This is a genomic window from Kitasatospora sp. NPDC127060 (assembly GCF_042724935.1).
Classification (GTDB): domain Bacteria; phylum Actinomycetota; class Actinomycetes; order Streptomycetales; family Streptomycetaceae; genus Kitasatospora.
Genome location: NZ_JBHXEG010000002.1, coordinates 154,888 through 180,043 on the forward strand (window position 1 = coordinate 154,888; position 25,156 = coordinate 180,043).

The 25,156-nt window shown below is 74.1% G+C and carries 24 protein-coding genes; 11 read left to right on the top strand and 13 right to left on the bottom strand.

The window, feature by feature from the left end:
• Positions 1-12: 12 nt before the first annotated feature.
• The 3 genes from ACFWIS_RS02680 to ACFWIS_RS02690 all read right to left on the bottom strand — a co-directional run bounded on the left by ACFWIS_RS02680 (position 13) and on the right by ACFWIS_RS02690 (position 3,010).
• Positions 13-645 carry a GNAT family N-acetyltransferase gene (locus ACFWIS_RS02680; RefSeq protein WP_380461547.1) on the bottom strand — a complete coding sequence of 211 codons (633 nt, stop codon included), beginning with the start codon at positions 643-645 and terminating at the stop codon, positions 13-15.
• A 99-nt stretch (positions 646-744) separates the two neighbouring features.
• A complete protein-coding gene (locus ACFWIS_RS02685) occupies positions 745-1,404 on the bottom strand; it encodes a TNT domain-containing protein (protein WP_380461546.1) in 660 nt (219 codons plus the stop codon).
• A gap of 292 nt (positions 1,405-1,696) precedes the next feature.
• The gene (locus tag ACFWIS_RS02690) at positions 1,697-3,010 is read right to left on the bottom strand and encodes a geranylgeranyl reductase family protein (RefSeq protein WP_380461545.1); all 1,314 of its coding nucleotides are present in this window, start codon (positions 3,008-3,010) and stop codon (positions 1,697-1,699) included.
• Positions 3,011-3,481: 471 nt separating this feature from the next.
• Between ACFWIS_RS02690 and ACFWIS_RS02695 the strand changes: the two genes are divergently transcribed.
• On the top strand, positions 3,482-4,507 hold the full coding sequence (locus tag ACFWIS_RS02695; RefSeq protein WP_380461544.1) for an LPXTG cell wall anchor domain-containing protein: 1,026 nt from the start codon (positions 3,482-3,484) through the stop codon (positions 4,505-4,507).
• 280 nt (positions 4,508-4,787) lie between these two features.
• On the opposite strand, the gene ACFWIS_RS02700 is transcribed toward ACFWIS_RS02695, so the two are convergent.
• From ACFWIS_RS02700 to ACFWIS_RS02710, 3 genes are all read right to left on the bottom strand, one after another.
• Positions 4,788-5,897, bottom strand: a complete 1,110-nt coding sequence (locus ACFWIS_RS02700; protein ID WP_380461197.1) for a calcium:proton antiporter — start codon at positions 5,895-5,897, stop codon at positions 4,788-4,790.
• A 91-nt stretch (positions 5,898-5,988) separates the two neighbouring features.
• Positions 5,989-7,524, bottom strand: coding sequence for a protein kinase (locus ACFWIS_RS02705; RefSeq protein ID WP_380461198.1), 1,536 nt, complete (start codon positions 7,522-7,524; stop codon positions 5,989-5,991).
• A complete protein-coding gene (locus ACFWIS_RS02710; protein WP_380461199.1) occupies positions 7,521-8,306 on the bottom strand; it encodes a serine/threonine protein kinase in 786 nt (261 codons plus the stop codon). The genes ACFWIS_RS02705 and ACFWIS_RS02710 overlap by 4 nt, the downstream gene beginning before the upstream one ends.
• 329 nt (positions 8,307-8,635) lie before the next feature.
• Here ACFWIS_RS02710 and ACFWIS_RS02715 point away from each other — a divergent pair, with 329 nt between their 5' ends.
• The gene (locus ACFWIS_RS02715) at positions 8,636-9,043 is read left to right on the top strand and encodes a hypothetical protein (RefSeq protein ID WP_380461200.1); all 408 of its coding nucleotides are present in this window, start codon (positions 8,636-8,638) and stop codon (positions 9,041-9,043) included.
• A gap of 302 nt (positions 9,044-9,345) precedes the next feature.
• On the top strand, positions 9,346-10,128 hold the full coding sequence (nagB, locus tag ACFWIS_RS02720) for a glucosamine-6-phosphate deaminase (RefSeq protein WP_380461201.1): 783 nt from the start codon (positions 9,346-9,348) through the stop codon (positions 10,126-10,128).
• Between the two features lie 60 nt (positions 10,129-10,188).
• On the opposite strand, the gene ACFWIS_RS02725 is transcribed toward nagB, so the two are convergent.
• From ACFWIS_RS02725 to ACFWIS_RS02735, 3 genes are all read right to left on the bottom strand, one after another.
• Complete coding sequence (locus ACFWIS_RS02725; protein WP_380461202.1) at positions 10,189-11,319, bottom strand: aminotransferase class I/II-fold pyridoxal phosphate-dependent enzyme; 1,131 nt, start codon at positions 11,317-11,319, stop codon at positions 10,189-10,191.
• Between the two features lie 8 nt (positions 11,320-11,327).
• The gene (locus ACFWIS_RS02730) at positions 11,328-11,984 is read right to left on the bottom strand and encodes a transcriptional regulator (RefSeq protein WP_380461203.1); all 657 of its coding nucleotides are present in this window, start codon (positions 11,982-11,984) and stop codon (positions 11,328-11,330) included.
• A gap of 116 nt (positions 11,985-12,100) precedes the next feature.
• Positions 12,101-13,711, bottom strand: a complete 1,611-nt coding sequence (locus ACFWIS_RS02735; RefSeq protein ID WP_380461204.1) for a beta-propeller fold lactonase family protein — start codon at positions 13,709-13,711, stop codon at positions 12,101-12,103.
• Between the two features lie 300 nt (positions 13,712-14,011).
• On the opposite strand from ACFWIS_RS02735, the gene ACFWIS_RS02740 reads away from it, so the two are divergent.
• The 5 genes from ACFWIS_RS02740 to ACFWIS_RS02760 all read left to right on the top strand — a co-directional run bounded on the left by ACFWIS_RS02740 (position 14,012) and on the right by ACFWIS_RS02760 (position 18,699).
• Positions 14,012-14,455, top strand: a complete 444-nt coding sequence (locus ACFWIS_RS02740; protein WP_380461205.1) for an RrF2 family transcriptional regulator — start codon at positions 14,012-14,014, stop codon at positions 14,453-14,455.
• A gap of 141 nt (positions 14,456-14,596) precedes the next feature.
• On the top strand, positions 14,597-15,778 hold the full coding sequence (locus tag ACFWIS_RS02745; protein WP_380461206.1) for a globin domain-containing protein: 1,182 nt from the start codon (positions 14,597-14,599) through the stop codon (positions 15,776-15,778).
• A gap of 94 nt (positions 15,779-15,872) precedes the next feature.
• The gene (locus tag ACFWIS_RS02750; protein WP_380461230.1) at positions 15,873-16,634 is read left to right on the top strand and encodes a (Fe-S)-binding protein; all 762 of its coding nucleotides are present in this window, start codon (positions 15,873-15,875) and stop codon (positions 16,632-16,634) included.
• Entirely contained in the window at positions 16,631-18,049 is a 1,419-nt protein-coding gene (locus ACFWIS_RS02755) for a lactate utilization protein B (RefSeq protein WP_380461207.1), read from the top strand. The genes ACFWIS_RS02750 and ACFWIS_RS02755 overlap by 4 nt, the downstream gene beginning before the upstream one ends.
• Positions 18,046-18,699, top strand: a complete 654-nt coding sequence (locus ACFWIS_RS02760) for a lactate utilization protein C (RefSeq protein ID WP_380461208.1) — start codon at positions 18,046-18,048, stop codon at positions 18,697-18,699. The genes ACFWIS_RS02755 and ACFWIS_RS02760 overlap by 4 nt, the downstream gene beginning before the upstream one ends.
• 4 nt (positions 18,700-18,703) lie before the next feature.
• Here ACFWIS_RS02760 and ddaH read toward each other — a convergent pair whose 3' ends face one another.
• Both ddaH and ACFWIS_RS02770 read right to left on the bottom strand, forming a co-directional pair.
• On the bottom strand, positions 18,704-19,528 hold the full coding sequence (gene ddaH / locus ACFWIS_RS02765; protein WP_380461209.1) for a dimethylargininase: 825 nt from the start codon (positions 19,526-19,528) through the stop codon (positions 18,704-18,706).
• A 240-nt stretch (positions 19,529-19,768) separates the two neighbouring features.
• Positions 19,769-20,692 carry a 4Fe-4S domain-containing protein gene (locus tag ACFWIS_RS02770; protein ID WP_380461210.1) on the bottom strand — a complete coding sequence of 308 codons (924 nt, stop codon included), beginning with the start codon at positions 20,690-20,692 and terminating at the stop codon, positions 19,769-19,771.
• Between the two features lie 223 nt (positions 20,693-20,915).
• Here ACFWIS_RS02770 and ACFWIS_RS02775 point away from each other — a divergent pair, with 223 nt between their 5' ends.
• A complete protein-coding gene (locus ACFWIS_RS02775; RefSeq protein WP_188304029.1) occupies positions 20,916-21,698 on the top strand; it encodes an SGNH/GDSL hydrolase family protein in 783 nt (260 codons plus the stop codon).
• 12 nt (positions 21,699-21,710) lie between these two features.
• Here ACFWIS_RS02775 and ACFWIS_RS02780 read toward each other — a convergent pair whose 3' ends face one another.
• Positions 21,711-22,154 (bottom strand): DUF2809 domain-containing protein, encoded by a 444-nt coding sequence (locus ACFWIS_RS02780; RefSeq protein WP_380461211.1) that lies wholly within the window; start codon positions 22,152-22,154, stop codon positions 21,711-21,713.
• A 93-nt stretch (positions 22,155-22,247) separates the two neighbouring features.
• Between ACFWIS_RS02780 and ACFWIS_RS02785 the strand changes: the two genes are divergently transcribed.
• Together ACFWIS_RS02785 and ACFWIS_RS02790 are read left to right on the top strand one after the other, a co-directional pair.
• On the top strand, positions 22,248-23,705 hold the full coding sequence (locus ACFWIS_RS02785; protein WP_380461212.1) for a DUF2252 domain-containing protein: 1,458 nt from the start codon (positions 22,248-22,250) through the stop codon (positions 23,703-23,705).
• Between the two features lie 37 nt (positions 23,706-23,742).
• On the top strand, positions 23,743-24,354 hold the full coding sequence (locus tag ACFWIS_RS02790) for a hypothetical protein (RefSeq protein ID WP_380461213.1): 612 nt from the start codon (positions 23,743-23,745) through the stop codon (positions 24,352-24,354).
• A gap of 94 nt (positions 24,355-24,448) precedes the next feature.
• On the opposite strand, the gene ACFWIS_RS02795 is transcribed toward ACFWIS_RS02790, so the two are convergent.
• On the bottom strand, positions 24,449-25,135 hold the full coding sequence (locus ACFWIS_RS02795) for an alpha/beta fold hydrolase (protein ID WP_380461214.1): 687 nt from the start codon (positions 25,133-25,135) through the stop codon (positions 24,449-24,451).
• Positions 25,136-25,156 lie beyond the last annotated feature (21 nt).

Sequence of the window (25,156 nt, forward strand, 5' to 3'; positions counted from 1 at the left end):
CACGACCGCTCCTCACGTTCCGTCGGGCGCCGTCGGGCCGCCGGTGGCCGGCTCGGGGTCGGTGGCCAGGCGGGCGTGCAGGTGTTCGTCGTGGTAGGGGCCGTCGGCGTGGCGGTAGGACTCGCGCAGGGTGCCCTCGTACGGGAAGCCGGCCCGGAGCGCGACCTGGCAGGACGACGTGTTACCGACGGCGTGGTAGAGCTCGATGCGGCGGACGCCGGCGGTGTGGACGCCCCAGCGGGTGACGGCGGTGGTGGCCCGGGTGGCGAGGCCGCGGCCGCGGGCGGCGGCGAGCAGCCAGTAGCCGACCATGGCGATGCCCTCCGCCCGGTCGGTCCAGCTCAGGGCGACGTTGCCGCACAGCCTGCCGTCGGCGGCGTCGGTGACGGCGAAGCAGGCGGTGCCGCCGTCGGACCACTGCTCGTCGGCGCGGTCGAGGTAGGCGGCGGCGCCGGCCGGGTCGATGGCATGGCGCAGCGGGTTCCAGCGCGCGATCTCCTGGTCCGCGGCGGCCGCCGAGACCGCGGCGAGGGTGCCGCCGGGCAGGTCGAGGGCGCGGCCCCAGGGGCGGAGCAGGGCGTCGCCGAGGTCGAGGACGGCGGGCTGGAAGAGGCGCCGGTCGGTCGCCGGGTCGCTGGTGGTCACCCCGTCTTCCTACCGTCGGCCGCTCCGCCGCCGCCAGCGAATATCCGGGTGGGCGGCTGGCCCGTCCGGTGGCGCGGCGGCCACCGGACGGCCGCCCGGTCAGATCCGGGCGAGGTAGCCGTTCTCCACCAGCCAGAGCACGTTGAGCCTGGCGGGGCCGCCGGGGAGGAGGGTGGCGTCGAGCTGGTACTGCAGGCCCCAGCCGGGCTGGTTGAACCAGGGGGCGATGGGCCCGGCATGCACCTTGAACGGCTTGACCACCTTGTAGTCGTGGTAGTTGCAGCCGGCCGCCGGGGTGCCGTCGAGGCTCTGCGGGGGTATCGCGCGGTTGGCGTAGGGCAGACCCTCGGGGGCGAGGAAGGCGCCGTACTCGCTGCCGTAGCGGTCGATGTTCTGGTTGGGGTAGAGGGTGAGGTCGAACTCGACCGGGCTGCCGTCGGGGAGGGTGACGTAGCCGTCGGACGGCGGGTACTTCCAACCGCCCTTGCCGCCGTTCGCGCCCGGGTCGTAGTAGTCGGCCAGGAAGTCCTGCTCGGCGGCGCCGCCGGTGCGCTGGTAGCCGAGGAGTTGGCGGCCGACCGGGCCGCTGCTCGGGAGGTCCTGGGGGCCCAGGCGCGCGTCGTCGTGCCGGTAGGCGGCCGAGCACTGGTCGGCCGGGGTGGCGGTGCCCTGGGTGGCGGCCGCGGCGGGGACGGTCACGGCGGTCAGGGCGGCGGTGGCCGCGAGGGGCGCGACGAGCAGGCGAAGGCGAAGGCGCACGGTGTCTCCGTCGATCGGGGCGGTCGGGGTGGTCGGGGTGGTCGGGGTGGTCGGGACTGTCCGGACCGCCCCGACCGCCCGGACTGCCCGGACTGCCGGACCGCCCGGACCGTCGGGGCTGTCAGGGAACCGGCCGCGGAGGGGCGTTCGCTCACCCTCCGTGGCCGGTTCGCCACCAGGCAATCCGATCGGCTGATCATCCGTCAATAGATTCAGCTGACGGCTTGTCATGCTCCCCGATTCCGGCCGAACCCGGGACACCGGCCTCCCCCGCCCGGCAGGATGTCCGGGCTCACCGCCCCGGGGCGACCCTCCCCACCAGGTGGAGCAGTCGGTCCAGGGCGTCCTTGGAGTTGGGCTCGGTCAGGTTGACCATCAGCCGGAACGCCACCTTCAGCAGTGCCGGGTGGCCCAGCCCGGCGGCCCCGGCGGCGCCCAGCAGCCGGGGGCGGCCGAGCAGGTCGGCGGCCAGCCGACCGAGCGCGAAGTAGCCCGCGTAGGCGGAGCGCAGCCGCTGCGGGTAGGCGCGCAGGGCGAGTTCGCGACCGCGGTCGGTGCGGCGGGCGTGCGCCTGGACGATGGTCTCGGCGGCGTAGCGGCCGGACTCCATCGCGTAGGCGATGCCCTCGCCGGTGCCGGGGCTGACCGTGCCGCCCGCGTCGCCGATCAGCAACAGGCCATCGGCGTAGTGGGGCTGGCGGTTGAGGCCCATCGGGAGCGCGGAGCCGCGGATCGGCTCGGTGACGGCGTCGGGGTGGTACGCGTAGCCGGGCGGGAGGTCGGCGCACCAGCGGCGCAGCAGATCCCGCCAGTCGAGGTCGGTCCCGGCCGTGTCGAGGACGCCGAGGCCGACGTTGGCGGTGCCGTCGCCCATGCCGAACACCCAGGCGTAGCCGGGCAGCAGGCGGTGGGCGGGGTCGGTGGGGTCGCGCAGGTCGAGCCAGGCCTCCAGGTAGCGGTCCTGGTGGCGCGGGGTGGTGAAGTAGGTGCGGTAGGCCACGCCCATCGCTCGGTCGGTGCGCCGGTAGCGCTTCATCGCGACGGACAGCCGGGTGGAGTTGCCGTCCGCGGCCACCACGATCGGGGCGCGGTACTCGACGGGCTCGCGGGCCTCTCCCAGCTTGGCGCTGACACCGGTGATCCGGCCGGACCGCTCGTCCGTCAACGGCCCTGCCACGTTGGCCCGTTCGACGAGCCTGGCGCCGGCCGCCGCGGCCTTGCGGGCGAGCAGTTCGTCGAAGTCGGCGCGGCGGCGCACGAGTCCGTGACCGGGGTAGGCGGACAGCTCGGGCCAGTCGAACTCCAGCGAGCGGTGCCCGGAGATCAGCCGCAGGCCCTTGTTGTGCAGCCAGCCGGCCTCCTCGGAGACGTCGATGCCCATGTCCACCAGCTGTTTGACGGTGCGCGGGGTGAGGCCGTCGCCGCAGACCTTCTCACGCGGGAAGGCCGACTTCTCCAGCAGGAGGACGTCCAGGCCGGTGCGGGCGAGGTGGTAGGCGGCGGTGGCGCCGGCCGGTCCGGCGCCGACCACGATGACGTCGGCGCTGTCCTCGGTCCGGGCGGGCCGCTGCCGCTCCGGTCGCACCTGCTGCTCTGGGCCGGGCATCGAGCACTCCCCCTGGGTCGGATGGGCGGCCGGCTCGACCGGCTGCTCGCGCGATCGGCCGCGCGCACCACGGAATCGGCGGGCTGGGCGGTTCCAGACGGACGATAGAGAACCCCGGCTTCCGCCCGCCGCCCCGACACGCGGACCTGTGCCCCGGACCGGCCAATACCGGCCACCCGCGGGGCCGTCGTTCCGGCCGCCGGGCGGGGCCGGCCGCCCGTGACAGCCACGGATACCTGCGGGACGCACGTTTTCCCCACAACCGGGTGATCGGATCGTTGCGAGGGACTAGCCGGACCAATCGCCCTCGGCGAGGCATTCCGGCCAAACCTCCCTTGCGTCACGTTTCCCACTAGGGGAACTTTTGTGCCCCTCACGTCGTACGCGGCCCGCCCCCGGTCCAGCGGCCGACCGGAGACTCCCTCCCACCCCACAGGCTCGTCCCGGCCTGCCCCACCCGATGGAACACACATGCACATCCGCTCCACCGCCGCACGCTCCCTGGTGGCCGTCCCGACCGCCGCCGCCCTGCTCCTGCTCGCCCCCGCCGCGCACGCCGTCGCGGGCGGCAACGGCAAGGGCGCCCCGGGCAACAACGGCACCGTGAAGATCCACGACGCCGCCACCGGCCAGGAGGACGTGCGCAACGAGCCCAAGGTCTGCACCTTCTACCTGGACTCCTTCGGCTTCGACCCGAACCAGGACGTGCTCTGGGCGATCTTCGACATGAACAGCGACATGACCGAGCCGGTCGTGTTCGGTGACCTCCCGGTCGACGACCACGGTCACATCCGCACCGAGGACATCAACCTGGCGGACGGCCACTACAAGCTGTTCTGGAAGGCCGTCCCGCTGGTCGACGGCGAGCTGCCGGAGCACCCGGACGTCAGCAACCCCAAGCACAAGGTCTTCAAGGTCGACTGCGGCGGCCAGACCCCGGCTCCGACCGGCAAGCCCTCCGCGAGCCCGACCAAGGCCCCGTCGGCGAGCCCGACCGCCGTGCCGAGCACCACCCCCTCGCACACCCCGTCGCCGAGCCACACCCCGTCGCCGTCGCACACCCCCGCGCCCTCCCACTCGGCCACGCCGAGCACGCCGCCGGTGGTGCCCCCGACCACCCCGCCGACCACCCCGCCGACCACCCCCGCGACCGCCCCGGCCACCGAGCCGGCCAAGACCCCGGCGCCCACCACCCCGGCCACCGAGGTCCCGACCGACGCCCCCAGCACCGTGCCGAGCGCCGGCCCGACCACCCCGCCCACCGCCACCGTCCCGGTGCACCCCGGGACCGGCACCAAGGTCACCCCGGACCAGCCGCTGGTCATCCCGGCCAAGGTCAGCGTCCCGACCCCGATCCCGGGCGCCGCCTCGGACGGCAAGAAGCTGGCCACCACCGGTAGCGACGGCACCCTGCTGTACGCGGGCGCGGGCACCGCCCTGCTGGTGGCCGGCGCCGGCGCGGTGGCCTACACCCGCCGTCGCCGCACCTCCGCCTGAGGCAGCCCCACCTCCCGAGGCACCCCGCCTCCCGAGGTACCCCGACGCCGTCTCCGGGGGTCTGAGCCCCCCGGAGGCCGCCATGGCCGCGTCTGAGCCGCGGCCGTCACGGAGTCCCGGCCCGCCGTACCACCGGCGGGCCGGGGTCTCCGGGCCGTGACCCGCCCGCTCCCAAGCAGGTCACGGCCGAAGACGACGGAAGCCCCTGACCGCACGGGGGGACGTGCCAGGGGCTTCCGTCCAGTACGACGGCCCGGAGGGCCTCAGCGGTTCACCGTCGTCACGGATTGACCGCCAGCACCACGAACTCCGCCAGCACCCCCAGGTGCAGCGCGCCCTGCAGCAGGGTCGCCCGGCGCGGGATGACGGTCAGGGTGCCGAGCACGACCGTCAGGGTCAGCAGCACCAGGTGCGAGGGTTCGAGGCCGAGCACGAGCGGGCCGGAGAGCCAGACCGAGGCGATCGCGACCGCCGGGATGGTCAGGCCGATGCTGGCGAGCGCCGAGCCGAGGGCCAGGTTGAGGCTGGTCTGCACCCGGTTGCGGACGGCCGAGCGCAGCGCCGCGATGGTCTCCGGCAGCAGCACCATCATCGCGATCACCACGCCGACCACGGCGTGCGGCAGCCCGGCGCTGTCCACCGCGGACTCGATGGTCGGCGAGACGCCCTTGGCCAGACCGACCACCGCGACCAGCGCGACGGCGAGCAGCAGCAGGCTCACCCCGGCGGCCCGGACGGTGGGGGGCGCCGCGTGGTCCTCCTCGTCCTCCACCCGCCGGACCTCGCCCTCCGGGGTGACGGGCAGGAAGTAGTCCCGGTGCCGCAGGGTCTGGGTGGTCACGAACAGCCCGTACACCACCAGCGAGGCGATGGCCGCGTAGGTCAGCTGGGTGGTGGAGAACTGCGGGCCGGGGGTGCTGGTGGTGAAGGTCGGCAGCACCATGCTGAGGGTGGCGAGGGTGGCGATGCAGGCGAGCGCCGTGCCGGTGCCCTCGGCGTTGAAGACGGCGGTGCGGTACTTGACCGCGGCCACGATGATCGACAGGCCCATGATCCCGTTGCAGGTGATCATCACGGCGGCGAACACGGTGTCCCGGGCGAGGGTGGCGGACTTGTCCCCGCCGTCGGCCATCAGCGTGACGATCAGCGCGACCTCGATCACCGTGACCGCCACCGCGAGCACCAGCGATCCGAACGGCTCCCCGGTCCAGTGCGCGATCACCTCGGCGTGGTGCACGGCCGCCAGCACGGCCCCGATCAGGAACACGGCGACCACGCCCACCACCCAGCCGGGCAGGTCCTCGTGCCAGGTCAGGGCGAGGACGACGAACGCCGCCACCGGGACGACGACGGTCCATTGCGCGGTGGCCGCGCGGAGCTTCGTGATCATGCGCCCGAGGATCCCAGACCGGAGGCCGGTCCTCCGGGTGCCCGCGCCGGGATACGGGGGGATGTGGCACGACCCATCCCGATTCGCACCGTCACCCGCCGTAGTCGGCCAGATAGCGGAGCACCTTGTCGACGTGCGGCCGGACCCGTTCCGGGACGCCGCCCGCGGCCGCCACGGTCTTGTCGCTGGTCCGGTAGGCGGCGGTGACCAGGGCGGGCAGGTCCCGGGTGAAGCCGTGCCGCTTGAGCTGCTGGTCGAGCCAGCAGACGTAGTTGCCCATCGCCGCGATCGCGTCGCCCGGGTCCAGGTACGACTTGGGGCCCGCGTGGTTGGCGGCCTTGGCCCAGGCCTCGAAGACGGCGGGCGTCCACATCGCGATGCCGTACTCTCCGGTCTCCGGGCGGGCCGCGTTCGGGTCGAACCCGCTCTCCGCCTTGAGCATCGCGGCCAGCAGGACCGGGGTGACCTCAGGCTCCGGGCAGCGCCGGGCGGCGTCCTCGATCATGCTCCGGTAGGCGGTCGGGACGTCGGAGCCGGCCGGGATCGCCCCGGGCAGCGGCGGTGCGGCCCGGTGGGCACCCGGCCGGACGGGCTCGGGGCCGCCGGTCACCGCGAGCAGCACGGCCGTGCAGGCCAGCAGGCCGACGCCGGCCCGCAGCATCGGGCGGCGGCCCGCCGGGCGGGCGGTGGCGCGGGCGACCAGCGCGGCGAGGTCGGTGCGGGCGCGCTCCTCCCGGCCGGGCGCCAGGCAGGCCACGACCACCGGCCGCCAGCGGGTCGTCAGCGTCTGGTCCAGCCGCAGCGGGGCGGCGCCGCGCGCGTACGCCTGGGCGGCCAGCGAGCGGGCCCGGGCGGTGGCGCCGAGGAAGGGGTGCAGCCCGCCGGTGAGCAGCTGGTGGGCGATCACCCCGAAGGCCCAGACGTCGGCGCTGGGGCGTACGGCGACTCCGCGCGCGCCGGTGCGCTGGGACCACCACTCGGGCGGGACGTGGTCGGGCGAGCCGAGCGGCGGGGCGTAGGCGTGGGTGCCCTCGAGTTCGGCGGTCAGTCCGAAGTCGGCGATCTTGGCGGTGCCGTCGGGCATCAGCAGGATGTTGGCCGGTTTGAGGTCCCCGTGCACCCAGCCGGCCCGGTGCATGTGGGTCAGCCCGGCGCAGACCTCGGTGAGGATCCGCTCGGCGCCGGGCAGCGGGGTGCCGGGGCGGGCGGCGGCGAGGAGGTCCTGGAGGCTGCGGGCGGCGCGCTCCATCACCAGGGCGACGGCGCCGTCCAGTTCGGGATGGCCGGGGTCCTCGACGGTGACCACGGCGAGGGTGCGGATCAGGTGGGGGTGGTCGGCGCGGCGGCTGAAGCGGAGCTCGCCGGCGGCCATCTGACCCATGGTGCGGCGTTGGCCGGGGCTGGAGCGGGTCGGGCCGAGGATCTTGACCGCGACCGGGGTGCCGTCCGGCCCCTCGGCGGCGTAGACGCTGCCCCAGGCGCCGGCGCCGAGGAAGGCACCGGTGCGGTAGCCGGCCAGCGGGTAGCCGTCGGGGACCTCGAAGGGCGGCCGCATGGCGCCGGATGGAGAGGCGTCCGGTCGGTCGGCGCCCGGCTGTTCGGTGCCCCGCTGGTCGGCGGGGCTCACGGCCGGGTGACCGGGCGCCGGGGCGGGAGCAGCGGGAGGTGTTCCTCCCGGACGAGGTCGAACCGCAGGGCCAGGGCCACCAGTTCCTCGCGCTTGCCGCCGGCCGGGCCCTCCTCGTACGGCTCGCGCAGCCGCAGTTTGGCGCCGACCAGGTAGTCGATGTGGTAGTTCACCGCCGAGCGGGTCAGTCCGCGACAGGAGGGCAGGGCGCGCAGCCGGGCCAGTACCTCGGTCACCCCGGGGACGGCGGCGGTGGAGGGCGAGCGCAGCCGGGGCTCGCAGAGCGCGAGCAGCACCAGGAAGTACTTGGCGGTCGGGTCCAGGGCGAAGGGGCTGACGGTGCGTTCGCCGTCGGCGCCGCCGGATTGGCCGTCCAGGTAGGCGTGTTGCGGGGCGAAGACCTTGAAGGCGGCGGGTTCGCCGAGGGCGGGCAGCAGGACGCGGGAGAGCTCGAAGGGGACGGGTGCGCCGAGGCGTCCGGGGGCGACCTTGATGTGTTCCCCGGCACCTTCGAGGTTCTCCACCACATAGGTGGCGGTGGCGCTGAAGTTGGACAGCCGCCAGTAGTCCTCGGCGGCGACCACCTCGCCCGCGCGGCGGGAGACGCCCTGGTCGGGCAGCGGGATGGCGACCGGGCGGGCGGGCTCGCCGCGTCCGAACACCGCGGTCTCGCCGGGGCCCATCCGCAGCAGTCCGGGCGCGGCGCCGGAGGGCGTACCGGTTGCCGCGCCGGGCGCCAGGTCCGGCCCCGGGCCGGGCAGTTGCACGATGACCGTGTCCACGCAGCCACCTCCGTGGGATCGGCTCGATGGTATCCGTCCGATTCGCCCCGGTGGCAATGCGCCACCCGGACGAGTGACGGGCCAGGTCCAATGCCGGGCGGTCGGCGGGGAGTTGGCTCCGCCGCGGGGAGGAGGGCTTCGCACCGCCCACGAACTGATCGCCCGTCAGGCCGGGACTTGTCCGTGCGCTGAACATCCGACGAACGATTGCAGCCAGTAGTTGAACCGTCACCATGAGTGTGACGCAACGCACACCCGCCGATTCCAGGATGTGTGCAACACTCATCTCAAGGAGTGAGATTCCCTTAATTTCCAAGGAGGTTCGTATCATGCGCACTCGGATTGCAGCCGTGATGATGACGGTGGCAGGGATAGCAGGGCTGTCGGCTGCGCCCGCCATGGCCGCCACGGCGACGTCCGAGGCCGGCACCGTCGCCTGCGCCACGGTGCTCAACCGCCCCTGCATCACGCACCAGGCCGACGATGAGGGCATCGTCGGCATCGCCCAGGTCAACGCGGACCCCACCCAGTTGACGATGGTTCAGGTAGAGGTGCGCACCCAGCAGGCCTGGGGCAGCCCGTGGGAGACGGTCGCCAGCGCGACGACCGTCCGACTCGGCTCCGCCCAGGCCGTCACCCCGAAGGTCACCGCGACCGCCCCCCGCATCATCTGCGCCACCGCCGGCCCGGCACTGGACGTCAGCAAGCAGGTGACCACCTGCACCAACCCGTTCTGATCCGGCCCCCTGTTCGGTCGGGGAGCTCGGAACATCCCGACCGTCCACCGGTGGAACGCCATCCGTAGGACAGGGCAGCAGGACAGGCAGTAGGACAGGCAGCCCGTACGACAGGGCGCAGGGAGCCGGGGCCTCTTTTCGGGCCCCGGCTCCCCGTCCGTCCGGCACCGGGAGCCCGGACCAGGCAGAACTCCCGGGCTCCGGCACCGGCCCCGGGTGGACCTGGGGGCCACGTTCACGGCAAACTGGTCTAGACCGCGCAGGTCTAGACCTCAGCCTCGCCCCAGAACGGTGGACCCAGTATGGAAATCGTGATCGTCCCTGACGCTCCAGCGGCCGGCGAACTCATCGCCGCGGCGATCACCGATCTGCTGACCGACAAGCCCGAGGCCCTGCTCGGCGTCGCGACCGGCTCGACCCCGCTGCCGATCTACCAGGCCCTCGCCGCCCGGGTCCGGGACGGCCGACTGGACGCCTCCCGGGCGCGGATCTGCCAGCTGGACGAGTACGTCGGCCTGCCGGCCGGCCACCCGGAGTCGTACCGCTCGGTGGTGCTGCGCGAGGTCGTCGAGCCGCTCGGCCTGACCGAGGAGTCCTTCCTGGGCCCGGACGGCAACGCCGCCGACATCGCCGCGGCCGCCACCGCCTACGACCGCGCGCTGGCCGAGGCCGGCGGGGTGGACCTCCAGCTGCTGGGCATCGGCACGGACGGCCACATCGGCTTCAACGAGCCCTGCTCCTCGCTCGCCTCCCGGACCAGGATCAAGACCCTGACCCGGCAGACCCGGGTGGACAACGCCCGCTTCTTCGACAGCATCGACGAGGTCCCGCACCACGTCATCACCCAGGGCATCGGCACCATCCTGGAGGCCCGCCACCTGGTCCTGCTGGCCACCGGCGAGGCCAAGGCCGAGGCCGTCGCCCTGGCCGTCGAGGGCCCGCTGGCCGCCGCCGTCCCCGCCTCGGCGCTGCAGCTGCACCCGCACGCCACCGTGGTGGTGGACGAGGCCGCCGCCTCCCGCCTCAAGCTCGCCGACTACTTCCGCGACACCTACGCGGCCAAGCCGGCCTGGCAGAAGCTCTAGGGTCTGCCCGCAGCCCGGGGCCGGGACACCCGGCGCGGGTGCCCCGGCCCCGGACGCGTTTCAGCGCTTGCGCAGCCACTCGGCGAAGGCCTCCAGCGCCGGGCCCGGATCGCGGCGGCCGACGCCGATCCGGAAGCGGTCGGCCGGGGTCGCGGTGAGCTCGGAGCGGAACATGCTCGCCGGCATCAGCAGCACGCCCGCCTGCTCGACCAGCGCGGTGCAGAAGTCCTCGACGCCGTCCGCCCCGAGGTAGCGCGGGTAGGAGACGCAGCCGCCGTCCGGGGCCCGCCACTCGAAGAGTTCGGGGAACTCGGCGAAGAAGGCGTCGAAGAGCGGCAGGTTCTCGGCGATGATGCCCCGGTTCCGGGCCAGGATCCGCTCCCGGGCGGTGATCGCGATCCGGGCCAGCACCTCGCTGGGCGCCGAGTTGCAGATCGTGGTGTAGTGCTTGGCCCGCTCCAGCCGGCCGCGCAGCTCGCGGTCCCGGCAGGCGATCCAGCCGATCCGCAGCCCGGGCAGGCCCAGCGACTTGGAGGTCACGTTGAGCGAGAGCGCGGTGGGCGAGAGGTCGGCGGCCTGCGGCAGGATGCGCTCCGGCTCGCGCTCCAGGCCGCGGTAGACCTCGTCGGAGAACAGCCGGATGCCGCGCTCCTCGCACAGCTCGGCCAGCCGGGCGAGGTCGGCGGCGTCGATCAGGGTGCCGGTCGGGTTGTTCGGGAAGTTGACCGAGAGGACCCTGGTGTTCGGCCGAAGCGCCGCCTCCACCGCGTCCAGGTCGAGCGCCCAGTCCTGCCGCTCGTCCAGCGCGACGCCGGTGACCTCGCAGAGCGAGAGCGGAATGGTCTCCGCGGACTGGTAGTTGGGGGTCAGCACCACCGCGTGGTCGCCCGGCCCGAGCAGCACCTGCATGGCGAGGTTGATTCCCTCCTGGGCGCCGCCGAAGCAGATCACGTCGTCCGCCCCGACCCGCTCGTACATCCCGGCGATCGCCTGCCGCAGGCCCGGGTCGCCGAAGGTCTCGGTGTAGCCGAGCGACAGGGTGTCCCAGGCCTCGCGGTCCTCCGGGCCGGCCAGGGCGAGCAGTTCGGCCATCGTCATGGTCTGGGCGTCGGAGGCGGTCAGGTGGTGGCGGGCGCTGAACTCCCAGCGGGTGAAGTAGGCCTCCAGCCGGAAGTCGGGCAGCTGGGTCATCTGTTTCCTCAGTCCTTCCTGGGGTCGACGCCCGGGCCGGCCGGGTGCTTGAGCTCGGCGAGCAGGGCGTAGGCGGTGGAGCGGGAGATCCGCAGCGCGACGGCGACGGCGGGCACGGCGCGGCGGACGGCGAACACCCCGGCGGCGTCCAGCTCGCGCAGCACGGTGAGCCGGTCCTCCCGGGTGAAGCGTTCCAGCGGACGGCCCCGGGCACGGACGTGGCCGCCGACCACGTCGTTGATCCGCTCCGTCCAGTCCCGCTCGAACAGCGGCTCGGGGCGGGGCGCGGTGGGCGCTGCGAAGTTCGCCAGCAGGGCGGCGGCCTGGTCCAGCGGGCCGCGGTCCAGGTTGACGCAGAGCACCGCCGACGGCCGGCCGGTGGCGTCACGCAGCACCGCACTGACCGAGGAGAGCCGCCGCCCGTCCGGCAGCAGCTTCTCGTACGGACCGTAGACGTCCGGCGCGGACGGGTCCAGGCCGTCCAGTTCGCCCAGCAGGGACGGGTCACCGGGGGCGCGGACGGTCATCGGGTTCCAGATCGCCAGCACCCGGTCGGTGGCGGTGTCGTGCAGCACCACCTCGGCGTAGGGCCCGAGCAGCAGCGCCACCGCGCGGCAGACCGGTGACCAGGTCGACACGCGCGGGTCTGGGGTTTCGGCAGGCATGGACGGACTGTACGTCCGATTCGGACACTCCGTCCAGAGCTGACGGTGGGATCGTGCCCCCGGACACGGGAGGGCCCCGCCCGGGCGTTCCGGACGGGGCCTCCCGAGCGGGCCGGTCAGCGGCAGGTGATCAGCAGGCCGAGGACCGAGGTGCAGCTGCGGGTGTCCCGGCTGGTCGCGGGCGAGGGGTCGGCGGGGGTCCCGGCGCTGCGGGCCACCGTGACGTCCCAGGAGGAGACCAGGCTCAGCGGGCCGACGGCGACCGAGAAGTGCCGGGTGGCGGCTGCGCCCTTGGCGAGCGGGGCCCCCAGGGCGCAGCCGAGCTTGCCGGCGGCCACGGTGCAGTCGCTCGACGTCGTGGTCAGCCCGGCGGGCAGCGCGGCGGAGACGACGGCTCCCGTGAGCGGGTCGGGGCCCTGGTTGGTGAGGGTCACCGTGTAGTCGACCCGGCTGCCGAACAGGCCGGAGACCGGGCTCGCGGCGAGCGCGACGGCCAGGTGGGCGCTGGGCGCGGTGTAGCCGAAGCGGTCGGCCGGGACGGCGGCGCTGGTGCCGCCGGGCGTGGTGACCTGGACGTCCACCGGGCCGGTCACCGTAGTGGCGGGCGCGGTCGCGGTGCAGCTTGTCCTGGTGCAGCTGAACGAGGTGGCCGGGCCGGCCGCGCCGAAGGTGACGGCGGTGGCGCCGTTCAGGTCGGTGCCGGTGACGGTCACCGTGGTGCCGCCCAGTCCGGAGCCGCCGTTGGGGCTGATCCCGGTCACCGCGGGCACCGGCAGCGGGAAGTTCAGCACCTCGACGGCGTTGCCGGTGAAGTCGGCGAGGTAGCCGCGCCGCCCGTCGGCGCTCAGCGCCAGCGTGTACGGGCTGGCGCCGACCGGGACGGTCGCGGTGACGGTCCGGCTGGCCGCGTCGATGACGCTGAGCGTGTTGTCGGCGTAGTTGGAGACGTAGGCGGTCGAGCCGTCCGGGGCGAGGGCGACGGAGTACGGGCCGTTGCCGACGGTGACGGTGCCCAGCAGGGTGCCGGCGCCGGTGTCGAGCACGACCGCCGTGGTGTCGTCCCCGTCGGCGGCCCACAGCCGGCTGCCGTCGGGGCTGAGCGCCAGACCGAAGGCGCTGTGGCCGACCGGAACGGTGGCGCTCACCGTGCTGCTCACGGTGTCGACCACGTTCACCGCCTTGGCACCGGAGGCCGCGACGTACAACCGCTTGCCGTCCGGGGAGACGGCGAGCCCGTGCGGCTCGGCGCCGACCGGGACGGTCGCCGTGACGGTGTTGCTCGCGGTGTCCAGCACGCTCACCGTGCCGGCGCCCGCGTTGCTGACGTAGGCGTGCCTGCCGTCCGGCGACAGCGCCAGGCCCCAGGGCTGGGCGCCGACCGGGACGGTGGCGGTGACGGTGTTGCTCGCGGTGTCCACGACGCTGACCGCGTTGTCCAGGTGGTGGGTCAGGTAGGCGCGGTGGCCGTCGGGCGAGAGGGCGACCGCGTAGGAGCCCGTCCCCGCGGTGAAGCCGGCGGTGACCGCCTTGCTCGCGGTGTCCAGGACGCTGACCGTGCCGCTGCTCTGGCTGGTCACGTAGGCCCGGGAGCCGTCCGGGCTGAGCGCCACCCCGGCCGGGTACGGCGCCACCGGCACCTGGGCCGTCACGGTCGGCGGCGGCGCGGCGGCCCCGGCGGTGGCGGGCTGGGAGAGCAGTGCGGCCGTGGCGGCGGATATCGCCGTCACGGCCGTCCAGACGCGCCGGGGTGCACGACGTGGTCTCAAGGGATCTCCAGGGGAGTCGGCAGGCAGGGCTGCGGTGAAGGACGTGGCTCCGGAGCCGCAGGAAGCGTAGAGCGGTTGCTGATGGTGGGTCAGGAGCTGATCGGTAATGTCGCCAACTGTTCGGATTCGACCGGGAAGCCCCGCCACGCCCCCCTCGACATCGGACTCCCCCGCGATCCGGCTCCCCGGGGTGACCAGGGTCTCAGTCGAGATCGTGCAAGAAATTGGAGTTGTGGAGTCGTATTAGCTAGCGTTTCGATCGTGAGGCTGACCAAGAGCACCGACATCGCCCTCCGGATCGCCATGCGGCTGGCCGTGGCCGGCGAGGACGAGAACCCGACCACCCGCGAGGTGGCCGAGTCGGTCGGCGTGCCGTACACCCACGCGGCGAAGGTGGTCAGCAGGCTGCAGCACCTCGGGGTGGTGGAGGCCCGGCGCGGACGCGGCGGCGGGCTGATGATCACCTTTGCCGGTCGGACCGGCTCGCTCGGTCTGCTGCTGCGCGAGCTGGAGGGCGTCGGCGACGTGGTCGGCTGCGAGGACGACCCGCCGTGCCCACTGCGGGCCGCCTGCCGGCTTCGCGGGGCGCTGCGCACCGCGCAGGAGGCGTTCTTCGCCGCGCTCGACCCGCTCAGCATCGACGATCTGGTGGCCTCCCCCACCGGGCCGGTGCTGCTCAGCCTCACCCCTGGACCCGCCGCCTGACCCCATCCCCCCGGGGGTCAGTCGGCGCCCACGGCCTTTAATTCGCATCTCAGATACCAATTCTGAGCTGCCGGCTCTGAACTGCCGGTTCTCAGCTGCCAGTTCTCAGCCGTTCTCAGCTACCAGTCAGGAGCTCCTCTGATGCTGTCCGCGAAGTCCGCCGAGGTCGTCGAGGCCACCCTGCCCGTCGTGGGCGCCGCGATCGGTGACATCACCCCGCGCTTCTACGACCGGCTGTTCGCCGCGCACCCGGAACTGCTGCGCGACCTGTTCAACCGGGGCAACCAGGCCAACGGCACCCAGCGCGAGGCGCTGGCCGGCTCGATAGCCGCCTTCGCCTCCGCGCTGGTCACCCACCCCGACCAGCGGCCGGACGCGATGCTCGCCCGGATCGCCCACAAGCACGTCTCGGTGGGCATCGACAGCGAGCAGTACAAGGTCGTCCACGAGCACCTGTTCGCCGCGATCGTCGAGGTGCTCGGCGAGGCCGTCACCCCCGAGGTCGCCGCCGCCTGGGACGAGGTCTACTGGCTGATGGCCAACGCGCTGATCGCCGTCGAGGACCGGCTGCGCGCCGAGGTCGCCGCCGGCGGCGACCCGGCCGACCTGTGGCGCCCGTACACCGTCGTCGCCCGCCACCAGGAGACCGAGAGCGTCACCACCTACCTGGTCCGCCCGGCCGACGGCCGCCCCGCCCCGGCCTCCCGGCCCGGCCAGTACGTCTCGGTGCGCACCGAACTCGCCGACGGCGCCCACCAGATCCGCCAGTACAGCCTCTCCGGCGCCGCCGACGGAGCCCTGCGCTTCAGCGTCAAGCGCGAGCCCGGCGGCGAGGTCTCCGGCCACCTGCACGACCACCTGCACGCCGGCGACACCGTCGAACTGGCGCCCCCGCTGGGCGACATCTTCCTCGCCGACGGCGACGGCCCGGTGCTGCTCGCCTCCGCCGGCATCGGCAACACCCCGATGACCGCGATGCTCGACCACCTCGCCGCCACCGGCTCCACCCGCCGGGTCGTCTCCGTCCACGGCGACCGCGACCAGCTCAGCCACGCCTTCCGGGCCGACCTGGAGCAGCTGACCGCCAAGCTGGCCGACGCCACCGCCCACGTCTTCTACGAGCAGCCGCTCGGCGAGTGGCCCGCCGAGCGCACCGGCCTGGTCGACCTGTCGACCGTCGAGATCCCGGCCGGCACCACCGCCTACCTGTGCGGCCCGCTGCCCTTCCTGCGCGCCGTGCGCGGGCAGCTGCTCGCGGCGGGCGTCCCGGCCGCCGACATCCACTACGAGGTGTTCGGGCCGGACCTCTGGCTCGGCGCCTGATCCCGCCCGATCCCGCCGGATTCCCCCCGCCGGCACCGGTCCGCTCGGTACGATCACGGGCGGACCGGTGCCGTTTCGACGCGAGGAGCTCGGAGTGCGGGTCGCGCTGTTCGCCACCTGTGTCAACGACGCGCTGTTCCCGGCCACCGCGGTCGCCACCGTGCGCCTGCTGGAACGCCTCGGTGTGACGGTGGACTTCCCCGCCGGGCAGACCTGTTGCGGACAGCCGCAGTACAACACCGGCTACCGCCGGGCCTGTGAGCCGCTGGTGCGCCGGACGGCCCGGGCCTTCGCCGGGTACGACCACGTGGTGACGCCCTCCGGCTCCTGTGTGGCGATGGTCCGGGACAACTACCCCCGGATCGGTGCCCGGGCCGCCGTCGACGGCCGGGGCGGCGAACTCACCGACGCCGCGCTCTCGTTGGCGCCCCGGGTGATAGAGCTCAGCGAGTTCCTGATCGATGTGCTCGGCGTCGAGGACGTCGGCGCCCACTTCCCGCACACCGTCACCTACCACCCCTCCTGCCACGGCCTGCGGCTGCTCGGTCTGGGCGAGCGGCCACTGCGACTGCTGCGCGCGGTACGGGGTTTGGAGCTGGTGGAGTTGCCCGGCGCGGAGGAGTGCTGCGGCTTCGGCGGGACCTTCGCCGTCAAGAACGCGGCGGTCTCGGCGGCGATGGCCGAGGACAAGCTCGCCAACGCCCTCGGCACCGGCGCCCGAGTCCTGTGCGGCAGCGACAACTCCTGCCTGCTGCACCTCGGCGGCACCCTGCGCCGCCGGGGCGACCCACTGCGGCCGCTGCACCTCGCGGAGATCCTGGCCGCCACCGAGGAACACCCCTGGAGGCCGTCATGAGTTCGGGCACCTTCCTGGGCATGCCCGCCTTTCCCCGGGCCGCCGCCGACGCCGTCCGGGACGGGCAGCTGCGCGCCAACCTGCGGCACGCCACCCACACCATCCGTGACAAACGCGCCCGGGCCGTGGCCGAACTGCCCGACTGGGCCGAGCTGCGCGCGGCCGGGAAGGCGATCAAGGACCACACCCTGCGCCATCTCGACCGCTACCTGGTGCAGTTGGAGGAGACCGTCACGGCTGCGGGCGGCACCGTGCACTGGGCGGCGGACGCCGAGCAGGCCAACCGGATCGTCGCCGGACTCGTCCGGGCCACCGGCGAGACCGAGGTGGTGAAGGTCAAGTCGATGGCCACCCAGGAGATCGGGCTGAACGAGGCGCTGGCCGCCGAGGGGATCACCGCCTACGAAACCGATCTCGCCGAACTGATCGTGCAGTTGGGCGAGGACCGGCCCTCTCACATCCTGGTGCCGGCGATCCACCGCAACCGCGCCGAGATCCGGGACATCTTCGCCGAACGGATGGCCGGCTGGGGTCGCCCCGCCCCCGAGGGTCTGACCGACTCCCCGGCCGAACTCGCCGAAGCCGCCCGGCTGCACCTGCGGGAGAAGTTCCTGCGCGCCCGGGTGGCGGTCTCCGGCGCCAACTTCATGGTCGCCGCGACCGGCACCCTGGTGGTGGTCGAGTCCGAGGGCAACGGCCGGATGTGCCTCACCCTCCCCCGCACCCTGATCTCCGTGGTCGGCATCGAGAAGGTCGTCCCCACCTGGCGGGACCTCGAAGTCTTCCTCCAACTGCTCCCGCGCTCCTCCACCGCCGAGCGGATGAACCCGTACACCTCGCTGTGGACCGGGACGACGCCGGGTGACGGCCCGTCCGAGTTCCACCTGGTGCTGCTGGACAACGGGCGCACCACCGCACTGGCCGACCAGGTCGGCCGGCAGGCGCTGCGCTGCATCCGCTGCTCCGCCTGCCTCAACGTCTGCCCGGTGTACGAGCGGGCCGGCGGGCACGCCTACGGCTCGGTCTACCCGGGGCCGATCGGCGCCATCCTCACCCCCCAACTGCGCGGCACCGCGAGCCCCGTGGACGCCTCGCTGCCGTACGCCTCCACGCTCTGCGGGGCCTGCTACGAGGTGTGCCCGGTGGCGATCGACATCCCCGAGGTGCTGGTGCACCTGCGCGAACGGGTCGCCGAGCAGGGCGGGCACCCGGTGGAGAGGGCGGCGGTCGCCGCCGCCGGGTACCTGCTGGACCATCCGGCGGCCCTCGCGGCCGCCGAGCGACTCGCCGGGCGCACCCGCGCCCTGCACCCGCGCCGGCTGCCCGGCCCCGGGCGGGCCTGGACCGACAGCCGGGACCTTCCGGAGGTGCCGGCCGAGCCGTTCCGCGACTGGTGGCGGAGCAACCGCACATGAACGCACCTTCCGACGCGCGGGAGTTGATCCTCGGCCGGATCCGGGCCGCGCTCGGGGACGTCGCCACGACGGCCGAACAGCCGGTGGCGCGCCACTACTCGAGCACGCACCTGGACCCCGACGACCCGGCCGCGCTGCTCGGCCTGCTGCACCGCAACCTGGCCGACTACCGGGCCCTGGTACACCGTTGCACCGCTGCACGGCTCCCGGAGCTTGTCGCAGAGTTGCTCGCCGCGCGGGGCAGCCGTACGGTCGCGGTGCCGGCCGGACTGCCGGACGGCTGGCTCGCCGCCGCCACCGGGGTCACGCCGGTGCCGGACGACGGGAGCCTCACCGCCACCCGGCTGGACGCCGTGGACAGCGTGGTCACCGGCTGCGCGCTGGCGATCGCCGAGACCGGCACGATCGTGCTGGACGCCGGGCCCGGCCAGGGCCGGCGGCTGCTGTCGCTCGTCCCGGACCACCACCTGTGCGTGGTCCGGGCACCGGAGCAGGTCGTCGCCTCAGTCCCGCTGGCGCTGCCCCGGCTCGACCCGGCGCGCCCGCAGACCTGGATCTCCGGGCCCTCGGCAACCAGTGACATCGAACTGGACCGGGTCGAGGGGGTGCACGGGCCGCGCACCCTGGAGGTGCTACTGGTCACGGGCTGAGCGGTCAGGGGCGGAGCTCCAGGGTGCAGCACTTCGCCCCGCCGCCGCCCTTGAGCAGCTCGGAGACGTCCACCGGGATCGGCTCGTAGCCGTGCTCGGCCAGCCGGCCGGCCAGGTTCTTGGCGGCCTCCGGGAGCAGCACCCGGCGCCCGTCCGAGACCGCGTTGAGCCCGAACACCTCGGCGTCCGCCCGGTCGGCGAGGATCGCGTCCGGGTAGAGGGCGCGCAGCACCGAGCGGCTGTCGGCGTCGAAGGCCTCCGGGTAGTACATGACGTGGTCGTCGGCGAGGACGGCCAGCGCGGTGTCCAGGTGGTAGAAGCGCGGGTCGACCAGGGTCAGGCTGACCACCGGTACGCCGAACAGCTGCTCCGCCTCGGCGTGCGCGGCCCGCGAGGTGCGGAAGCCGGTACCGGCGAGCACCCGGCGGCCGACCACCAGGTGATCGCCCTCGCCCTCGTTGACGTGCCCGGCGCGGCGCACCGCGCGGTAGCCGTGCAGCCGGAACCAGGACTGGTAGGCGTCGGACTCGGCCGCCCGTTCGGGGTAGCGGAAGGTCGCCACCAGGGCCCGACCGTCCAGCACCGTCGCGCCGTTGGCGGCGTAGACCATGTCGGGCAGTCCGGGCACGGGGTCGATCAGCTCGACGGTGTGGCCGAGGCGGCGGTACGTGCGCTGCAGCCGCTCCCACTGGCGGACGGCGAGTGCGGTGTCGGTGGGCTGTGAGGGGTCCATCCACGGGTTGATCGCGTAGTCCACCGTGAAGTACGTCGGCCGGCACATCAGGTAGCGCCGGGGTCGCGCCGTACGTGCCGGGGTGTGCGTGGGCATTGCTCAACCGTCCTCGGTTCGCGGGGAGTTGGTCTGCACGGGTACCGTGTCGCTCCAGAGGCGGCTGCCCCGCCGCCCCCGTTCGCACACCCGCGCGGGCGCCCCCGGCGGGCGCAACCCCCCGCGCACCCGGCGCGAGCCCCGGCGCACGGCGTTCACCGGCACACCATGTTCACCGGCACACCATGATCAGCGGCGCGCCGCCGTCACCAGCGCGCCACGCACACGGGCGCACGGCCGTCACCAGCGCACCGCCGCGAAGTCGACCGGTTCGGTCCGCAGTGCGCGGGCCCGGACGGCGAGGGCGCGCAGCCGGCGGTCCGCCTCCTCGGCGGACATCCGGTGCTTGTCGCCGTGGCCCGGCAGCAGCCACTCGAAGCGCAGCGCGTCGAGGCTGCGGTCCAGGGAGGCGGACTGCTCCTCGATCGAGTACCAGGTGACGGCCTCCTGCACCTCGATGTCCTGGTTGGTGCGGGACCAGTACAGGCTGTCGCCGCTGAAGCAGTAGCGCCGGTCGGCGAGGTAGAGCACGCTGCCGAGGGTGTGACCGGGGAAGGGGTGGGCGACCAGGCCGGGCGAGATCTCCACCGGGTCGGTGCCGCGCAGCACCCGGTCGGCGTCCGGCGCGGCGGCGAGGTCGCCCTCGTGGATCCAGAGCCGGGCGCCCAGCCGGTCGGCGTACTGCCGACCGTGGGCGGCGTGGTCGCGGTGGGTGAGCAGGACGTCGGTGACCGGGCCGAGCGCCCGGTAGCGGGCCGCGAGCGCCTCGCTGAAGCGCGGGGTGTCGATCATGACCCAGCCGGTCGGGCGGCGGCAGAGGTAGGCGGTGGCGCCGGCGGTCTGCCGGGAGTTGTGGCCGAGGATCAGCACGTCCGCCGCCTTCTCCCCGTCCCCCGCCGTGTCCCCCTCCCCCACCCCGTCCTCTTCCAGGGCGAGCGGGAAGGGGTCGGTCGCCGGGTCGAGCCGGCCGGTGCCGGGGCGGATCGAGCGGGTCGGGCAGGCGTGGGCGGCGGCCAGCAGCTGACGGCGCTCGGCGTCGTCGCGCGGCTGGCGGATCAGCTCGGACTTGCGGTCGTGCTCGCGGATCAGGCCGGGCGCGAGCTGGCGGGCGACGTCGCAGTTGGTGCAGCGGTCGTCGACGGACCAGTTCTCGGATCGGTTCATGGCTGATGCCCCCCCAGGAAGGAACGGCGGCCGCAGCGACGCGCCGTACTTCGAGCATCGTCCCGGCCGGCCGGGAAGTGGAAGGGGGTGCGGATCTTGTGCTTTCCCGGGCACGCCGCTCTGCGGCCCGGAAGGGGCCGGCCAGGGTACGTGGCCCATCTCACGTGCCGCCAGGGGCACCTACGGTGGCGTAGGTCACTTGATTGGGTGAACTATCTCTTTCATGCCGAACCTCCAGGAGACCCTTGACCTCAGTTCGTATGCCGCCCTCGGGGACAGCTTCACCGAGGGCCTGAACGACCCCGGTGCCGACGGCGCCTTCGCCGGCTGGGCCGACCGCCTGGCCGGGCTGCTCGCCGACGGACGGCCGCCGGGCGGGTTCCGCTACGCCAATCTGGCGGTGCGCGGGCGGCTGTTGGACCAGATCGTCGCCGAGCAGGTGCCGGAGGTCCGCCGGCTCCAGCCCGACCTGGTCACCTTCTGCGCCGGCGGCAACGACATCCTGCGGCCCGGCAGCGACCCGGACGAGGTGGCCGGCCGCTTCGAGGCCGCCATCGCCCAACTCACCGAGAACGCCGGGACGGTACTGATCTGCACCGGCTTCGACACCCGCGAGGTGCCGCTGCTCAAGCACCTGCGCGGCAAGATCGCCACCTACAACGGCCACATGCGGGCCGTCGCCGACCGCTACGACTGCAAGGTCGCCGACCTGTGGTCGCTGCGCGCGGTGCAGGACCGCCGCGCCTGGAGCGAGGACCGGCTGCACCTCTCCCCGGAGGGGCACCAGCGGGTCGCCCTGCTGGCCGCCCGCTCGCTGGGCCTGCGCACCCAGGAGGACCCGGAGGCCCCGTGGCCGACCACCCGGACCCTCACCCCCGCCGACCAGCGGCGGGAGAACCTCCAGTGGGCGCGCGAGTACCTGATCCCCTGGGTCGGCCGGCGCCTGCGCGGCGAGTCCTCGGGCGACCACGTGGAGGCCAAGCGGCCGGATCTGCTTCCGCTCTGACGTACCGCCAGCTCATCCCTCGGCGCCGGGCGCTGCGGCCGGACCGGTCCGCGGCACCCGGCGCGGCAGTGTCCGGCGCAGCAGTGTCCGGTGCAGCAGGGCGGCGCCGGCCGCGCCGACCAGGTACCAGAACAGGTCCGGCGGGTTGAAGGTCGACCCGAGCACCAGGTGCACCAGCCCACTGTGCCGCCCCCACGCGTCCGGCAGCCCGGTGGCCTGGAACAGTTCCACCGCCCAGCTCACCCCCGCCGCCCACGGCGCCGCCCGCGCCGGGCGGACCTGCGGGGCGACCAGCACCACCAGGGCGTATACCAGCACGGTGTAGAGCGCGTCGCCCGCGTACTTGGCCAGGTCGCCGGAGAGCGCGGCGCGCACCCCCAGGCCGGCCGCCACGGTGGGCACCGCGGCCGCGGCGGCGGGGAGCCGGGCGAGCAGGCCGCCTCGAAGATCGTTCACCCGCCCCACGGTACGTGCCCGTCCCACCCTTCACGCCCCCGCCCCCGGAACCACCGCGCGGCGCCGGACGTCACTCCCCCTGATGAGCCATCCGTGCAGGTCACGGGCGGGAGTTCGAGCAAGGCAGGCGGGCGGGGAACAGTGACGGACCACGGGAACACCACGGCGCGGCGGCAGTTCACCGTCCCCGGATTCGCGACCGGGCCGGACGGCCGGGCACTGCGGGCCCGCGAACAGGGCAAAGCACTGCGCGGACGCGTCCCCCGGGAGCGGCACGCGGAGTTCGCGCCCGCGCCCGACCGGCCCACCGCCGTGGCTGCGATCGAGGCCGCCAACGCGGGGCGGATCCCCGGGCTGGTGCCGCTCCGGGTCGGCCGGATGGCCGCCACCCCGTTCGCCTTCCTGCGCGGCTCGGCCGGGCTGATGGCCGCCGACCTCGCGGGCACGGCGGTGACCGGCGTCAGCGCGCAGCTGTGCGGGGACGCCCACGCCGCCAACTTCGGGCTGTACGGCGACGCGCGCGGCCAACTCGTGATGGACATCAACGACTTCGATGAGACCGTGCCCGGCCCCTGGGAGTGGGACCTCAAGCGGCTGGCCACCAGCCTGGTGCTGGCCGGGCGGGAGACCGGGGCCGGCGAGAGCACCGCCCGGGCCTCCGCCGAGCACGCGGCCGCCTCCTACCGCCGCACCATGCGCACCCTGGCCAAGCTGCCCGCCCTGGACGCCTGGAACGCCGTGGCCGACGAGCAGTTGGTGGTATTCACCGAGGCCCACGACCTCGCCGAGGTGCTGCGGAAGGTCGGGACGAAGGCCCTCGGCAACACCAGCGCCCGGTTCGCCGCCCGCAGCACCACCCGTACCGCGGACGGCGGTTGGCGCTTCACGGCGGCTCCGCCGGTGCTCACCCGGGTCACCGACGCGACCGCCCGGGCGGTGGCCGAGTCGCTCGGCCCGTACGTGGCCACGGTGCCCACCGAGGTGCGCACCCTGCTGTCCCGCTACCGGGTGCAGGACGTGGCGTTCCGGGTGGTCGGCACCGGCAGCGTCGGCACCCGCTCGTACGTGGTGCTGCTCACCGACCACCGGGACCAGCCGCTGGTGCTCCAGGTCAAGGAGGCCCGGCCGTCCGCCCTGCTGCCCTACCTGGGCGGCCCCGGGCAGTCGCCGGAGGAGCACGAGGGCCGGCGCGTGGTGCTCGGCCAGAAGCACATGCAGGTGGTCAGCGACACCCTGCTCGGCTGGACGACTGTCGACGGACTCCCCTACCAGGTACGGCAGTTCCGCAACCGCAAGGGCAGCGTCGACCCGGCCGCCCTGCTCCCGGGCCAGCTCGACGACTACGCCCGGATCACCGGCGCCCTGCTCGCCCGGGCCCACGCCCACACCGCCGACCCGGGCCTGCTGGCGGGCTACTGCGGCAAGAGCGAGGCCCTCGACGAGGCGATCGCCGCCTTCGCCGTCGCCTACGCCGACCGCACCGAGGCCGACCACGCCGACCTGCTCACCGCCGTCCGCAACGGCCGCCTCCCCGCCGAGCAGGGGGTCTGAGGACGGTTGTCGTAGGGCGGGGCCAGAATGCCGGGCCATGGGACTGACGATCAGCGTGGGGGCGCTCGGTGCCCCGGAGTTGCGGGCCGAGGCCGAGGTGCTGCACCGGGCGTTGGCGGCGGAGGGCGTGGCATGGCGGGAGCCGGGCGGGGAGGGCGAGGGGTTCTCCGCGGGGTTTCCGTACAGCTACCTGTCCGGGCTGCGGCGGGTGTTCGTGCTGCACCGGCTGGGTGAGCCGGTCACCGGGGCGCGTGGGGTGGGCAAGGAGCAGTACGAGGACGAGCTCGGGCTGGTCGACGACGAGATGGTCATGTTCGACTCGCATCTGCTCTGCCACTCCGACTGCGAGGGCTACTACGTGCCGGCCGAGTTCGAGTACGAGGACCCGCTGTTCCTCCCGGCGGAGTCCGGGGTACCGGGCGGCGGCATGGTGGGTTCCACGGCCGGTCTGCTCGCCGAGCTCCAGGGTTTCGCCGCCGCCATCGGGATCAGGCTGACGGCGGACGGCTCGCTCGACCCGGCGGAGTCGGCCCGGCTGGAGGCGCTGCCACGGGACGACCCGTTCGAGCCGGAGGTCTTCGCCTGGCACCAGCTGTACCGGGCCTGCCGGGCCAGTCTCGCGAGTGGGCGGGCGATCCTCTTCGGGTGAACGGCCGGGCCGGCCGGGCCGGCCAGGGCGTCAGGGCGTCAGGGCGTCAGGGCGTCAGGGCGTCAGGGCGTCAGGGCGTCAGGGCGTCAGGGCGTCAGGGCGTCAGGAACGGTGCCACGGCGGCGATGTACTCGGCCGGCCGGGCGCTGTGCACCAGGTGCCCGGCCTCGATGGTGACCAGTCGGCAGTCCGGGACCAGCCGGGCGAGTTCGGCGATCCGCTCCTGCGGGATGTAGCTGGCGGCCCCGCCCGCGACCGCCAGGGTGGGGGCGGTGATCCGGGTCAGCCCGGCCCGCCAGGCCGGGTCGGGGTCGTCGAACTGCGCCTTGATCGCCCGGACCATCGCCCAGTCGAAGTGCGCCGGCTCCTGCTCGCCCTCGGGCGGCACGCTGGCCGGGCGCGGGTACAGGGCGGGGATCTCCTCCAGGACGAGCCGGTTCACCCGCTCCGGCGCGGCCTGGGCGAGCAGGTAGGCGACCGCCCCGCCCATCGAGTGGCCGACCAGGTCGACCCGGTCCAGGCCGAGCGCGTCCAGGAAGGCGAGCACGTCCTCGCGCATCCGCTCCAGGTCGTACTCGGCGGTGCGGCCGCTGTCGCCGTGGCCGCGCAGGTCGGGCGCGTACACGCGGTGGCCGGGGGCGAGGTCGGGCAGCACCGTGTCCCAGTCGGCGGCGCGCTCGCCGAGGGCGTGCAGCAGCACCAGCGGCGGGCCGTCGGGGCGTCCGCTCTCCCGGTAGGCGAGCGTGACCTCGGGGAGCCGGACCGTCCGTACTGTCGTCATGCCCCCCACCGTACGCGCCGG

Bases quoted from the DNA above. Each gene is read 5' to 3' on its own strand.
- ACFWIS_RS02770 (WP_380461210.1), bottom strand. From the start codon at position 20,692: ATGAACCGATCCGAGAACTGGTCCGTCGACGACCGCTGCACCAACTGC.
- ACFWIS_RS02745 (WP_380461206.1), top strand. From the start codon at position 14,597: ATGCTGTCCGCGAAGTCCGCCGAGGTCGTCGAGGCCACCCTGCCCGTC.
- ddaH (WP_380461209.1), bottom strand. From the start codon at position 19,528: ATGCCCACGCACACCCCGGCACGTACGGCGCGACCCCGGCGCTACCTG.
- ACFWIS_RS02725 (WP_380461202.1), bottom strand. From the start codon at position 11,319: ATGACCCAGCTGCCCGACTTCCGGCTGGAGGCCTACTTCACCCGCTGG.
- ACFWIS_RS02775 (WP_188304029.1), top strand. From the start codon at position 20,916: ATGCCGAACCTCCAGGAGACCCTTGACCTCAGTTCGTATGCCGCCCTC.
- ACFWIS_RS02760 (WP_380461208.1), top strand. From the start codon at position 18,046: ATGAACGCACCTTCCGACGCGCGGGAGTTGATCCTCGGCCGGATCCGG.
- ACFWIS_RS02695 (WP_380461544.1), top strand. From the start codon at position 3,482: ATGCACATCCGCTCCACCGCCGCACGCTCCCTGGTGGCCGTCCCGACC.
- ACFWIS_RS02690 (WP_380461545.1), bottom strand. From the start codon at position 3,010: ATGCCCGGCCCAGAGCAGCAGGTGCGACCGGAGCGGCAGCGGCCCGCC.
- ACFWIS_RS02755 (WP_380461207.1), top strand. From the start codon at position 16,631: ATGAGTTCGGGCACCTTCCTGGGCATGCCCGCCTTTCCCCGGGCCGCC.
- nagB (WP_380461201.1), top strand. From the start codon at position 9,346: ATGGAAATCGTGATCGTCCCTGACGCTCCAGCGGCCGGCGAACTCATC.
- ACFWIS_RS02730 (WP_380461203.1), bottom strand. From the start codon at position 11,984: ATGCCTGCCGAAACCCCAGACCCGCGCGTGTCGACCTGGTCACCGGTC.
- ACFWIS_RS02715 (WP_380461200.1), top strand. From the start codon at position 8,636: ATGCGCACTCGGATTGCAGCCGTGATGATGACGGTGGCAGGGATAGCA.
- ACFWIS_RS02700 (WP_380461197.1), bottom strand. From the start codon at position 5,897: ATGATCACGAAGCTCCGCGCGGCCACCGCGCAATGGACCGTCGTCGTC.
- ACFWIS_RS02795 (WP_380461214.1), bottom strand. From the start codon at position 25,135: ATGACGACAGTACGGACGGTCCGGCTCCCCGAGGTCACGCTCGCCTAC.
- ACFWIS_RS02790 (WP_380461213.1), top strand. From the start codon at position 23,743: ATGGGACTGACGATCAGCGTGGGGGCGCTCGGTGCCCCGGAGTTGCGG.